Origin of the sequence: Rothia sp. HMSC069C04 (assembly GCF_001812895.1) — a bacterium.
GTDB lineage: Bacteria > Actinomycetota > Actinomycetes > Actinomycetales > Micrococcaceae > Rothia.
In genome coordinates this window covers 255,006-267,853 of sequence record NZ_KV810742.1, presented here as the reverse complement: position 1 = coordinate 267,853, position 12,848 = coordinate 255,006, and the positions used below count along the sequence as shown (strand labels likewise).

Here is a 12,848-nt window from a genome sequence, read left to right as displayed (position 1 = left end):
GATTGAAGGACGATGAAAAGCACCTCACCTATCTCGCGTTATTCCATGCCCATGCCTCTGTGGCTTCAGGGTGTTGTTGAGCTAATTGTTACTGCCCTGTTCTCTGCTGTTGCCGTGTTTGCGGCGATGTCTGCCGTGTGGGCGACCAAGGGTTTTGGCGACATGGAGTTCTCCTCCGTGGCCGCCATGTCGGCGCACCTGTGGCTTCTGATTCACGGTGTTCCCCTGGATCTTGCGGCTGCTTTTGGTGCTTCTGCCGGCACGATGACGCTGGTGCCGCTGGGTTTGAGTATTCTGCCGCTGCTGCTCTGTTATCGTTCGGGTCGTCGCTTGGCGCGTGCCTCGTATGAGGGTGAGTTTTTGATTCCGGTGCTGTCCGGTTCGGTGACCTATGCGCTGATTAGTTCGGCGATGTACGGTTGGGCGAGTCCGCATCCTCAGCCTCTTCAGGCGTTGAATGCTGCCCTGGTGCCTTTGGGTATTGTGGTGGCTGGTCTGATGTGGGGTGGCTACCGTGAGGCGCGTTCGCTCTCGCGCATGGTGGGTGTTGATACTGCGGAGCAGATTTCGCAGATGAGTCAGTATTCGCGTTGGGCGGGTTCGTACGCGTGGGCTGTGGTGCGTGCTGCGGTGGTTGCTTTTGTGGCGCTGATTGGTCTGGGTGCGGTGCTTTTGGGTATCGGTATTTTGGCGGGCTGGTCGCAGATCGTTGCCACCTACCAGGAGCTGCACGCGGGCGCTGTGGGTGATACTGCGGTGACTCTGCTGCAGCTGGGTTTCTTGCCGAACCTGGTAATCTACGCGATTGCGTGGTCGACCGGTGCCGGTTTCTCCTTTGGTGCGGGCACCTCGGTTGGTTTGACCAGTAGCGATGCTGGTACTTTGCCGATGCTTCCGATTTTGGGCGCTGTGCCCGAGTCGTTGGGCACATTTGGTCTGGTGGGTTTGCTGGTGCCACTGGTTGCCGGTGCGATTGCTGGCTGGTGGTTCTTGCGTGAGGGTGAGGATCACCTGGATGAGTGGGTTGCTCTGAAGGTTCCGTTCCGCCCGCTGTCTGCGCTGATTTCTGCAGTGGTGCTGGGTGTGATGACCGGTATTATGACGTCGTTTGGTGCCCTGTGGCTGGGCTGGATTTCGTACGGTTCTCTGGGCATTGGTCGTTTTACGGAGGTTGGTGCTGAGCCGCTGACTTTTGCGGCGCATACCGCGTTGACGGTGGGTGCCGGCGTGACTTTCGGTATGTTGCTGAGCCGTGCCCTGGTGCCGGACAGTAGCCGTGAGCTGCCTCGTTTTGCGGATGAGCGCCCGAACCTGGGTGAGCGTCTGATGAGTTTTACTGCTTCGGCCCGTGAGCGTTTTGCACAGGGCCGTGAGCGTTTTGCGGAGCGTCGTGAGCGTTTTGCGGAGCGTCGTGAGCAGCGTGCCCAGGAGCGTGCGGAACGTGCACAGCGTGAGGCTGAGGAAGCCGCTGAGCGTGAAGCTGAAGAGGCGGCTGCGCGTGAAGCCGCTGAGCGTGAAGCTGAGGAGGCGGCACGTGCGCAGGCTTCCGAGCACGTTGCTGAGCCCGAGCGGTCTGTAGCATCTGAGCAGTCTGTTGTATCTGAGGTGGCGACCGGTCACGTTCCGGTGCATCCGCAGGAGCCTGTGGTTGCCGTCCCGGTGGAGGCAACTGAGCAGCTGGCGCAGCGTGCGGCGGCGGATGCTTTCGCTGAGATTGTTGCAGAGCGCGAAGAGGCGGCTGAAGAGCCTGTAGTAGCAGAATCCACTGCGGACGCTACTCAGGAGTCTGTCTCCGAAGAGCTTATTGCGCAGGAGAGCTCTGCTGAGGAGTACGAGCCGATTGAGGCCGTTCAGCAGGTCGATTACCTGCACTCTGCACATGCTGGCTCTGCACATGCTGGCTCTGCACATGCTGACTCTGCGCATGCTGAGGATTACGAGAGTATCGAAGCTTCTGTTGAGCCTGCCTCCAGCGAGCACGCTACTTATGAACACACTGCTTATGAGCCCGCCCTGTACGCTCACGACCCCTCCGATGAGCAGACCCGCGAGCTGATTCAGGAGCCCGTCTACGAGGCTGCTGAACCTGTTGAGCGTGAGGACGCTGTCGAAGAGCCCGCAGAGCAGGCGCTGCGTTCGAAGGGCCGCGCGAGCCGCATTATGGCGTACTTCGGCTTTGGTCTTGAGCAGCCCGCCGCAGCGCAAGATGACTCAGCGCAGGATAGCTCAGCCGATGCCGCTCACGCCGCATCCGCCGCGCAGGATTCCGCTCGGGACCGTGCCAATGACCGCGCGCATGAGCGTGAGCAGAAGCGCGAGGCGAAGAAGGCGGCTAAGGCGGCACTCAAGAAGCAGAAGAAGGACTCAGAGCGCGACTTTGTGGATCGCGAACTGGATGTCCTCTCTGCTGATCAGGCGATGAAGCGCATCTTTGAGGTTCGTAGTCAGACCGGAGTGCTTCCGCTGGTGACCGATGAGGCGTCTACCGTGGAGCTGCCCCCGCTGGATGTCATCTCCTCGAAGTCCCAGGGTTCTAGCGGCCAGGGTTCTAACGCGCGCAAGAAGAACTAACGCGCGGCTGAAGAGCTAGAGCTGGACGCGCCGGTGAGCTTGTCCATCGTGCCCTGGAACTTCTCGTCGCAGGTGGACATGTCGGTCTGAGTCAGCGCGGCGGCGCGGCACTCACGGTACTCCTGCGCGCCGGGCATGAAGGCGAGGCCAATGCCACCGAGCAGGGTCATAGCGCCGTAGATAATGCTGACGCCTGCGGCAATGTAGAAGAACCAGGGGCCGCGGTAGATTGCGGTGCGCACAATCGCAATAATGCTCAGGGTAATGCCGGCGAGCGCGAAGAGGAAGAGCGCCAAGAAAAGCGGCATCGTGGAAAGCACGAAGGAAGACGCCGCAAAAATCACCAGCGCGGCAACAATCAGCATGAGCGAGGTGCGAATATTCGCTTTCTGCTGTTCGATGGGGTCGATGGGCTTGCGCGGCTTCTTGCCCTGAGGTCCCCGAGGCTGCGGCATCATGTTCGGGGTGGGCTGCTGCGGGGTGTCGTTCGGAGTGTTGTTCGGGGTGTTCTGCGGGGGAGTAGACATACCTATAAGGGTACCGCCCCGTCTGCCCGTGACCTATTGAGTTTGCGACCTGTTGAGTTTGCGTCCGGTGAACCCCAGTGAGGATTCGTCTCGCCGGGGTTTCTTTGTGCTCGCCTTTGGGCTTTAGGCGTGTTGTGAACCTCTTACCCCCTTTGGATAAGGGTGTGAGACGGGTTATACTAGTCGGGTGCGAATTGTGGTTATGGTATCCGGCTCCGGAACGAATCTTCAGTCCATCCTCGACGCTGTAGCAGCGGGCGAGCTTCCCCTCGACATTGCGGCAGTGGGCGCCGACAAGCCCTGTCTGGGCATTGAACGTGCCCAGGCGGCGGGCGTACCCACCTTCCTGGTGCAGCCCGGCGACTACGCCGACCGCCCCTCTTGGAACCGCGCGCTGGAAGAAAAGATCGCTTCCTACAACCCCGATTACATTGTGTTCGCCGGCTTCATGCGCATTGTTGACGCGCAGCTGGTCGAGCGTTTCAAAAACCGCATTATTAACACCCACCCCGCCCTGCTGCCCTCCTTCCCGGGTGCGCACGGCGTGCGTGACGCCCTAGCGCACGGTGTGAAGATTACCGGCCTGACCGTCCACTTTGTGGATGCGGGCGTTGACACCGGCCCCATCCTCGCCCAGGCGGCAGTGCCCGTTCTGGATGACGACACCGAAGAAACCCTGCACGAACGCATTAAGGTGCAGGAGCGCCGCCTGCTCGTGCAGACCATCGCATCCCTGGCTGAATCTCACGGCACTGCATCTGACGGCGCTGCATCCGACAGCTAATTCCGCCCACTAGATTTTTGCGGCGGAATGAGCCGAGCTCACACCCCGCCGCCCACACACGTTCCGTTGTGGCACCCGAGTACCCCTGAGGGGAAGGTGCACAGCGGCGGGGAATACCCCACACATATCCTGTCTATCCGGGCAGGCTACGTCCATCCACCAGCTGTGCCGCCGAGAACCGGCGTGCACGTCTAAAGCATCGGAGTATTTGTGTCTCTCATTGAGCTCGATCGCGTGCCCCTGCGCCGCGCCCTCATTTCCGTCTACGACAAGACCGGTCTGGAGGAGTTCGCCCGCGGCCTGCACGAGGCTGGCGTCGCGCTGGTCTCCACCGGTTCGACCGCAGCAACCATCGCGGCAGCAGGCGTACCCGTCACCGAGGTCACCGAAGTTACCGGCTTCCCCGAGTGCCTCGAAGGGCGCGTGAAGACCCTGCACCCGCGCATCCACGCCGGTATTCTGGCGGACCGCCGCAAGCAGGAGCACATCGACACCCTCGAAGAGCTGGATGTTGAGGCATTCGACCTGGTGGTTGTGAACCTGTACCCCTTCGTTGAGACCGTTGCTTCCGGTGCCGATCAGGACGCCATCATCGAGAAGATCGACATTGGTGGCCCCTCCATGGTTCGCGCTGCCGCGAAGAACCACGACGCCGTCGCTATTGTTGTGGACCCCGCCGACTACGCGCGCACCGTTGAGGCCGCTAAGAACGGTGGCTTCTCCCTGGATGAGCGCCGCCGCCTTGCTGCCGGCGCATTCGCCCACACCGCCGCGTACGATACCGCTGTGGCTACCTGGACTGCATCCCAGTTCCTGCAGGATGAGGACGCTAACTTCTGGCCCCCGTACGCTGGCCTGGGCTTCGAGCGCAGCGAGACCCTGCGTTACGGCGAGAACCCGCACCAGCGTGCCGCCCTGTACGTTGACCCCGCCGCTGCCCCCGGCATTGCTCAGGCGGAGCAGCTGCACGGTAAGGCGATGAGCTACAACAACTACGTTGATGCTGATGCCGCTCTGCGTGCCGCTTACGACTTCGACGAGCCGGCTGTTGCCGTTATCAAGCACAACAACCCCTGCGGTATTGCTGTGGCAACCCCCGGCGCGGCTGACCCGATTGCGGACGCTCACGCGAAGGCGCACGCTTGCGACCCGCTGTCCGCATACGGTGGCGTGATTGCCGCTAACCGCCCGGTGACCGCCGCTATGGCTCAGACCGTCAAGGGCATCTTCACCGAGGTGATCGTGGCTCCCGGCTTCGAGCCCGAGGCGCTGGAGATCCTGCGTGAGAAGAAGAACCTGCGCCTGCTGGTTCTGCCCGAGAACTTTGCCCGCGAGGCTATCGAGTACCGCCCCATTTCCGGTGGCGCACTCTTCCAGGAGGCTGACCGCCTACAGGCTGAGGGTGACGACCCGAAGAACTGGACCCTGGTTGCCGGTGAGCCGGCTGACGAGGCAACCCTGCGTGACCTCGAGTTCGCGTGGCGTGCACTGCGTTCGCCCAAGTCCAACGCTATTCTGCTTGCCGATAACGGTGCCGCCGTGGGCATCGGCATGGGCCAGGTGAACCGCGTGGATTCCTGCAAGCTTTCGGTGGAGCGCGCGAACACTCTCGGCGGTGAAGGTAACGAGCGTGCCCGCGGTGCGGTTGCCGCATCCGACGCGTTCTTCCCCTTCGCTGACGGCCTGCAGGTGCTGCTGGACGCCGGCGTGCGTGCCGTCGTGCACCCGGGCGGTTCGATCCGCGACGAGGAAGTTATCGAGGCGGCTAAGGCTGCTGGCGTGACCATGTACCTGACCGGTACCCGCCACTTCTTCCACTAAAAATGTGTAGCGGGCTCAGCCTGCGCTGAGCTGCCCGCTGTGAGCGGGGCATTCTAGGGTGAACCTTCTGGTGAGCCTGGGATGCCCCGCTTTTTCATACTCTCCACCTGGGACATTCGTGTTGGAACATCTGCGGTGGAGCATCCGTATTGTGGGCAGTCGTATTTATAGAATTTTTGCTCTATTTTGCGCCGGATTTGCGCATGAGGGCGCGTCAACAGCGACCAGGATGCGCACGGATTGGCTAAAAGTTCGCTAGGATTAGGGTGTGCCTAAAGTCAGCGAAGAATACAAAAAGAACAGGCGTTCTCAGATTGTAGAGACCGCCCGCGAATGCTTCATCAAGCAGGGTTATCAGAAGGCTTCGATGAGCGAGATTATTGCGGCCACCGGCCTGTCTGCTGGAGCGATTTATAACCACTTCTCCTCCAAGGATGAGATTATCCTGGCGGCAGCCCGCATGGACATGGCGCCTTTCGACCGTATCCGCGCCGAACAGCCCTGGGACTACGTGTTCGGGTGCCTGAAGGTGCTGGACACCCCCAAGATTCGCCGTCACCTGCTCGTCACCTGGGGCGAGGCTGTGGCAATGCCGCAGCTGGCGACCGTGGTGTCTGAACAGCTGAGCTACCTGCGCGATCAGTCCCTGGAGCGCTACCGTGCCTGGGGAGCCGCTGAGCTGGACTTCACCGAAGAGGAGCTTGAAGAGTGGCTGACCGTTATCGGTGCCGCGGTGCTGTCGGTGCTGACCGGTTACGTGGTGCAGACCCAGCTGGTCGCTGGCGGTAAGAAGGAGAGCGCTCGCGAGGCGTACCTGGAGTATGCTTCCGCTATCCTGCGTCAGGCGTAGGGTTTGTAGACCCGCGTAGCTACCGCCGATAAGCCTAAAGGCCGGTTTATATGCCCTGCGGTGGCGGTGTAAAACTTCATCGTGATGCTTTGTAAAGCCTGTTTTCCTTCTCGAAGGAAAGCGGGCTTTACGGTATTATGAGGTGTAGCTCATATTTTTTCATTCAGGGTTTTCAGCCGCAGACACTGCCGCAGCCCCGATGATGAGCGACCGAAGATAATGCAAAAACACTCCCAGGAGCGTAATGTCCGAGCAGAAGATCCTCGAGATGCCCCTCGCCGACCTTGACCCCGAAGTTGCAGAAGCCATTGAGCTGGAGCGCAAGCGCCAGCAGAACACCCTCGAGATGATTGCATCCGAGAACTTCGTCCCCCGTGCCGTCCTCGAAAGCCAGGGCTCGGTACTGACCAACAAGTACGCTGAGGGTTACCCCGGCCGCCGCTACTACGGCGGCTGCGAATTTGTCGACATCGTTGAGTCCCTCGCTATTTCCCGTGTGAAGGAACTCTTCGGCGCTGAGCACGCCAACGTTCAGCCGCACTCCGGTGCGCAGGCGAACAACGCCGTCATGCATGCACTGCTGAACCCCGGTGACACCATCATGGGTCTGTCCCTGGCACACGGTGGCCACCTGACCCACGGCATGAAGCTGAACGTCTCCGGCAAGCTGTACAACGTTGTGGCGTACAGCGTGGACGAGTCTGGCCGCGTTGACATGGAGCAGGTGCGTGAACTGGCTCTTGCCGAGCGCCCCAAGCTGATTATTGCCGGCTGGTCCGCGTACCCCCGTCAGTTGGACTTCGCTGCGTTCCGCGCGATTGCTGACGAAATCGGCGCGTACCTGTGGGTGGACATGGCCCACTTCGCGGGCCTGGTGGCTGCAGGTCTGCACCCGAACCCCGTCCCGCACGCACACGTGGTTTCCTCCACCGTGCACAAGACTCTGGGCGGTCCCCGCTCCGGCTTCATCCTCTGCACCGAGGAGCTGAAGAAGAAGATTGACTCCGCTGTGTTCCCCGGTCAGCAGGGCGGTCCGCTCATGCACGTGATCGCTGCGAAGGCTACCGCGTTCAAGGTCGCCGCATCTGACGCGTTCAAGGACCGCCAGAAGCGCACCGTTGAGGGCGCACAGATCCTGGCGAACCGCCTGCTGCAGCAGGATGTGAAGGACGCCGGCGTTTCCATCGCATCCGGCGGTACTGACGTTCACCTGGTGCTTGTTGACCTGCGCAACCACGCCCTCAACGGCAAGGAAGCAGAAGACCTGCTGCACGATGCCGGTATTACTGTCAACCGTAACGCTGTGCCGAACGACCCCCGCCCGCCGATGGTGACCTCCGGTCTGCGTATCGGTACCCCTGCTCTGGCGACCCGCGGCTTCGACGCCGAGGGCTTCACCGAGGTTGCCGACATTATCGCTTCCGTACTGCTGCCGAACCCGGACATCGCTGCGCTGCGTGCCCGCGTTGAGGCACTGTGCGCCAAGTACCCCCTCTACCAGGGCAGCGAGAACTGGTAGACCCATGAATGACCCCGTTCGCTCAACATTCCCTGTGGGTGCTGAGCGGGCGGGGTTATTTCGCCCTCTTACTTTTTGCTGCTCTACCCGCCACATTCGTTGAGGGACGTAGCGGGGGAGTGGTACCTCTAGGGGCACACCCTAGAACCCAACACACAGACCGTCCGTTTCGGCGAACCCGCCGCAATCTATGGAAGGAAAAACAATGCCCCAGATTCTAGACGGTAACGCAACCGCCGCAGCCATCAAGGAAGAGCTGAAGGAGCGCGTCGAGGCGCTCAAGGCTAAGGGTATTACCCCCGGCCTGGGTACCGTGCTGGTCGGTGACGACCCCGCATCCCGCTCGTACGTGGGCGCTAAGCACCGCGACTGCGCAGAGATCGGTATTAACTCCATCCGTGTGGACCTGCCCGGTGACATCACTCAGGAAGAGCTCGACGCAGAGATCGACAAGCTGAACAACGACCCGGCGTGCACCAGCTACATTGTGCAGTTGCCCCTGCCCAAGCACCTGGACACCAACCGCGTGCTGGAGCGCATCGCCCCCGAGAAGGACGCTGACGGCCTGCACCCGACCAACCTCGGCAAGCTCGTGCTGAACGTTTCTGAGCCGCTGGATTCCCCGTTGCCCTGCACTCCCAACGGTGTCATTGAGCTGGTGAAGCGCCACGGCATCGACTGGAACGGCAAGAACGTTGTGGTGCTCGGCCGCGGCATTACCGTGGGCCGCCCGCTGGGTCTGCTGCTGACCCGCCGCGAGGTGAACGCGACCGCAACCCTGGCGCACACCGGTACCGAGAACCTGGACGAGGTACTGCGCGAGGCTGACGTCATTGTTGCCGCTGTGGGTGTTCCGCACGTGCTGAAGGCTCACCAGGTCAAGGACGGCGCAATCCTGCTGGACGTTGGTGTTTCCCGTGCTGAGGACCCGGAGACCGGCAAGAAGAAGCTATTCGGCGACGTCTCCCCGGAGGCTGCGCAGAAGGCGTCCTGGGTTTCCCCGAACCCCGGCGGTGTGGGCCCGATGACCCGCGCGGAGCTGCTGGTGAACGTGGTTGAGACTGCGGAGCGTCAGGCGGCGTAAGGCTCGCAACATTTCAGGGCTGATAACTCAAAAGGGCGGTGCCCCGGTAGAACAATCTACCGGGGCACCGCCCTTCACACTGTCATCACAAGAAAAGGCAGATGCTAGAGAATCATCTCGTAGAAGTAGGCATCGGCAAGGTACAGGGTCTCTGCGTACTCTACGGGGCTACCTTCTTCGGTGTAGCCGGTCGCGCAGACCTTGAACGCCGCCTCGCCCACGGGAACCTGGTGGTTGAACGCCTCGGCGTCGGCGTCGGTGAAGAGCGCCGCGCTGGTGCGTACGCGGGCGTGCTTAATCGCGTTGGGGGTGTCGGCAAGCTGGTCTAGCGAGCTCATCGCACCGGACATCTCCGCCATCATGGCGTCCAGGATGCTGCTTGCGGCGGCCTTGACAAAGTAGGAACGCTCAAAGCCGATGACTTCGTGGTTGGCAAGACGCAGACGACGCACGAACAGCACCTGCTCACCCACCGGCACGGATAGGTGGGTGGAGATCTCTTCGGTGGCGTCCACCCAGCGGGTCGCAATCATGCGGGTGGACCCCTCAAAACCGCGGCGGCGCATATCGTCAACGAAGGTGTCCACGCGCGGAATGTAGGTGGCGTCGGTGCGCTCGGCAACGTAGGTGCCGGAGCCCTGCACGTTGTAGAGCAGGCCGCGTTCAATCAGAACCTTCAGGGCGCTACGAACCGTCTGGCGGCTCACCCCAAAGTTCTGCTGAATCATGCGTTCGGTGGGCAGCTTATCGCCGGGCTTGCCGGGAATAATGTAGCGCTGCTCAATGTAGTGGATGACCTGCTCGTACTTCGGGCCGGGAATCGGGGGTAGCTCGTAGCGGCTCTCAGCGTTGTGAGCGGTACTTTCGGATGCGGTGGTGCCCGCAGAATGTGAGGGGGTACCGTGGTCGGTGGTCTGTGAGGAGTGTGAATTCATCACCCAATAGTTTACCGTTCAGCCAGAGAAAAAACGCGCACGAGTGAAAATTTCTCTTCCCTCAAACTGGCATAATTAAGACTATGCATTTTTCTAACACCCCTGCACCGCGCCCGAGCGGTCTGCTTCGCGTGGCAAGCGTGAATGTGAACGGTATCCGAGCCGCCTACAAGAAGGATATGGCGGCGTGGTTGGCGAGCCGTGACATCGACATTCTCTGCCTGCAGGAGGTGCGCGCCCCCGACGCTATCGTGCGTGAGCTGCTGGACGAATCCCAGTGGCATATTCTGCATGCGGAGGCTGCCGCGAAGGGCCGTGCCGGCGTGCTGGTGGCGACCCGCCGTACCCCGAACTCAGCCGGTGAAGTTCTGGAGAACCAGCCGGTCGCGACCCGCTCGAATATTGGCGAAGAGTACTTTGACGATTCGGGTCGCTGGGTTGAGGCGGACTACGTTCTGCCCAACGGCAAGACCCTGACCGTGGTCAGCGCCTACGTTCACTCCGGTGAGGTCGGCACCCAGAAGCAGGACGATAAGTACCGCTTCCTGGAGCGCATGCTGGTGCGCATGCCTGAACTGGCAAAGCATTCGGACCACGTGCTCATCGTGGGCGATTTGAACGTGGGCCACACCGAGCTGGACATTAAGAACTGGAAGGCTAACCAGAAGCGTGCCGGCTTCCTGCCGGAGGAACGTGCCTACTTTGACCGCTTCTTCGGCGATATCGGCTACCGCGATGTGGCTCGTGAGCTGGCGGGTCAGGTGCCCGGCCCCTACACCTGGTGGTCTTACCGCGGCAAGGCGTTCGATAATGACGCAGGCTGGCGTATCGACTACCACATGGCGACCCCGGCGCTCGCCGAAAGCGCCGTGGAGGCGGTCGTGGACCGCGCGGCAAGCTACGATGAGCGTTTCAGCGATCACGCGCCGCTCGTGGTTGACTACCGCATCGGTGAGTAAGACGCGGACCCACCTACAGATAAGTTTTTGAAGATGTGCTGCACCGTCCGCAGCACCGCACAGGAAGAACTGCACAGGAAATAACTATGGCAGACGAAAAGAAGCAGGATAAGTCCCTCATCCTTAACGCCTCTCAGCAGAAGGCGCGTATCTACTCGGGTGCGCAGCCGTCGGCTGATTCGATGCACCTGGGTAACTACATTGGTGCTGTGAACAACTGGGTGGCGTTGCAGGACGACCCGAATAACGAATGCCTGTTCTTTATCCCGGATATGCACGCCATCACCGTTCCTCAGAACCCCGAGGAGCTGCGTGAGCGTACCCGCCTGACCGCGGCGCAGTACATCGCCTCCGGTATCGACCCGACCCGCACCCCGCTGTTCGTGCAGTCGCACGTGCCCGAGCACGCCCAGCTGGCGTGGATTCTGAACTGCTTCACCGGCTTCGGTGAGGCGTCCCGTATGACCCAGTTCAAGGACAAGTCCCAGAAGCAGGGTGCCGAGAACGCCTCCGTGGGTCTGTTCACCTACCCGATTCTGATGGCTGCCGACATCCTGCTCTACCAGGTGGACGGCGTGCCCGTGGGCGAGGACCAGCGTCAGCACCTGGAGCTGACCCGTAACCTGGCTCAGCGTTTCAACTCCCGTTTCGGTGAGACCTTCGTGGTGCCCGAGCCGGTGATTCTGAAGGAAACCGCTAAGATTTACGACCTGCAGGACCCGACCTCGAAGATGTCCAAGTCTGCAGCCACCGACAAGGGCCTGATTAAGCTTCTGGACACCCCCAAGACAACCCAGAAGAAGATTAAGTCCGCCGTGACCGATGACGGCTCCGTCATCGCCTACGACCGCGAGGCTAAGCCCGGCGTCTCCAACCTGCTCTCCATCTACTCGGCAATGACCGGCGAGAGCATCGACGAGATCGTGGCACGCTACGAGGGCAAGATGTACGGCCACCTGAAGGTTGACCTTGCCGATATCGTGGTGGAGCGCCTCACCCCGGTGCGTGAGCGTACCCTCGAGCTGATGGACGACCCCGCCGAGCTGGACCGCCTGCTGGCTGTGGGTGCATCCGCTGCCCGCGAGATCGCTACGGTCACCATTGAGAACGTGTACAAGAAGGTTGGCTTCCTGCCTGCCGCAGCAATCTAGCGCGCTGTTCAGCCAGTCCGGCTGAGACGCCGCATTACCTGCACGATTGAGATGACAGCACAAGAGAACTCTTCGAGCCCCACGACGGCTCCTGTATCCCCGACCCTGAAACCCGGTCGCCGCTACCTGAGCGTTATTGCGCACGTGAGCGGTGAGAATGTTCAGCGCCTGGAAGAGTGGAAGCGCGCGGTAGCCGGTGGTGCGGTGGCGCCTATCAGCACCCACGTGACCGTGTACCTGACGGAGCTGAACGAGTCTCTAATGGCTGAGGTGCAGTCCCCGCAGCTCCGCGAGGCGCTGGACACGCCGCGTTTTGAGGCGCGCTGGGGTTCGGTGCACTCCTTCCGCCCGGTCACCGAGGTGGAGTACCTGAACCTGGAGGCGGGCAAGACCGAGTTTGAGCAGATTCACCAGAAGCTGGTTGAGCTATTCGGTGCCGGCGCGGCGTCCTTCCCCTACGTGCCGCACGTGACCCTGGGTCACGGGCTCACGGAAGAGCAGGTGGCGAACGCCCGTGAGGTGTTTGATGCTCTGCCCGCCGAGCAGCGCACCTTCACCGTGGATCACCTGCACTGCTACTCCTATGACGGGCAGGACTGGGAAGAGATTAGCGTTCTGCCGTTGCGTTAGGAGCAGGCGTATCAACC

11 protein-coding genes are annotated in these 12,848 nt (G+C 61.4%); 9 read left to right on the top strand and 2 right to left on the bottom strand.

Going from position 1 to position 12,848, the window contains the following annotated elements; translation table 11 throughout:
* Positions 1-12 precede the first annotated feature (12 nt).
* Positions 13-2,571 carry a cell division protein PerM gene (locus HMPREF2879_RS06210; RefSeq protein ID WP_070635041.1) on the top strand — a complete coding sequence of 853 codons (2,559 nt, stop codon included), beginning with the start codon at positions 13-15 and terminating at the stop codon, positions 2,569-2,571.
* On the opposite strand, the gene HMPREF2879_RS06205 is transcribed toward HMPREF2879_RS06210, so the two are convergent.
* A complete protein-coding gene (locus tag HMPREF2879_RS06205) occupies positions 2,568-3,098 on the bottom strand; it encodes a hypothetical protein (RefSeq protein ID WP_049352147.1) in 531 nt (176 codons plus the stop codon). The two genes, HMPREF2879_RS06210 and HMPREF2879_RS06205, sit on opposite strands and share 4 nt — an antisense overlap.
* Before the next feature lie 202 nt (positions 3,099-3,300).
* On the opposite strand from HMPREF2879_RS06205, the gene purN reads away from it, so the two are divergent.
* The 5 genes from purN (at position 3,301) to HMPREF2879_RS06180 (ending at position 9,156) form a co-directional block, all read left to right on the top strand.
* Positions 3,301-3,882: a phosphoribosylglycinamide formyltransferase gene (purN, locus tag HMPREF2879_RS06200; RefSeq protein ID WP_049352241.1), complete on the top strand. Its 582-nt coding sequence runs from the start codon at positions 3,301-3,303 to the stop codon at positions 3,880-3,882.
* 210 nt (positions 3,883-4,092) lie between these two features.
* Positions 4,093-5,703: a bifunctional phosphoribosylaminoimidazolecarboxamide formyltransferase/IMP cyclohydrolase gene (purH, locus tag HMPREF2879_RS06195; RefSeq protein WP_070635040.1), complete on the top strand. Its 1,611-nt coding sequence runs from the start codon at positions 4,093-4,095 to the stop codon at positions 5,701-5,703.
* Between the two features lie 268 nt (positions 5,704-5,971).
* A complete protein-coding gene (locus HMPREF2879_RS06190; protein ID WP_049341495.1) occupies positions 5,972-6,553 on the top strand; it encodes a TetR/AcrR family transcriptional regulator in 582 nt (193 codons plus the stop codon).
* Positions 6,554-6,797: 244 nt separating this feature from the next.
* Positions 6,798-8,072: a serine hydroxymethyltransferase gene (glyA, locus tag HMPREF2879_RS06185; protein ID WP_049346827.1), complete on the top strand. Its 1,275-nt coding sequence runs from the start codon at positions 6,798-6,800 to the stop codon at positions 8,070-8,072.
* Between the two features lie 205 nt (positions 8,073-8,277).
* The gene (locus HMPREF2879_RS06180; RefSeq protein WP_005508973.1) at positions 8,278-9,156 is read left to right on the top strand and encodes a bifunctional methylenetetrahydrofolate dehydrogenase/methenyltetrahydrofolate cyclohydrolase; all 879 of its coding nucleotides are present in this window, start codon (positions 8,278-8,280) and stop codon (positions 9,154-9,156) included.
* A gap of 104 nt (positions 9,157-9,260) precedes the next feature.
* On the opposite strand, the gene HMPREF2879_RS06175 is transcribed toward HMPREF2879_RS06180, so the two are convergent.
* Complete coding sequence (locus tag HMPREF2879_RS06175; protein ID WP_070635039.1) at positions 9,261-10,094, bottom strand: GntR family transcriptional regulator; 834 nt, start codon at positions 10,092-10,094, stop codon at positions 9,261-9,263.
* An 80-nt stretch (positions 10,095-10,174) separates the two neighbouring features.
* Between HMPREF2879_RS06175 and HMPREF2879_RS06170 the strand changes: the two genes are divergently transcribed.
* The 3 genes from HMPREF2879_RS06170 (at position 10,175) to HMPREF2879_RS06160 (ending at position 12,831) form a co-directional block, all read left to right on the top strand.
* Positions 10,175-11,050 carry an exodeoxyribonuclease III gene (locus HMPREF2879_RS06170; RefSeq protein WP_005506814.1) on the top strand — a complete coding sequence of 292 codons (876 nt, stop codon included), beginning with the start codon at positions 10,175-10,177 and terminating at the stop codon, positions 11,048-11,050.
* An 86-nt stretch (positions 11,051-11,136) separates the two neighbouring features.
* Positions 11,137-12,201 carry a tryptophan--tRNA ligase gene (trpS, locus tag HMPREF2879_RS06165; RefSeq protein ID WP_070635038.1) on the top strand — a complete coding sequence of 355 codons (1,065 nt, stop codon included), beginning with the start codon at positions 11,137-11,139 and terminating at the stop codon, positions 12,199-12,201.
* Between the two features lie 51 nt (positions 12,202-12,252).
* A complete protein-coding gene (locus HMPREF2879_RS06160; protein ID WP_070635037.1) occupies positions 12,253-12,831 on the top strand; it encodes a 2'-5' RNA ligase family protein in 579 nt (192 codons plus the stop codon).
* The last annotated feature ends 17 nt before the right edge of the window (positions 12,832-12,848 follow it).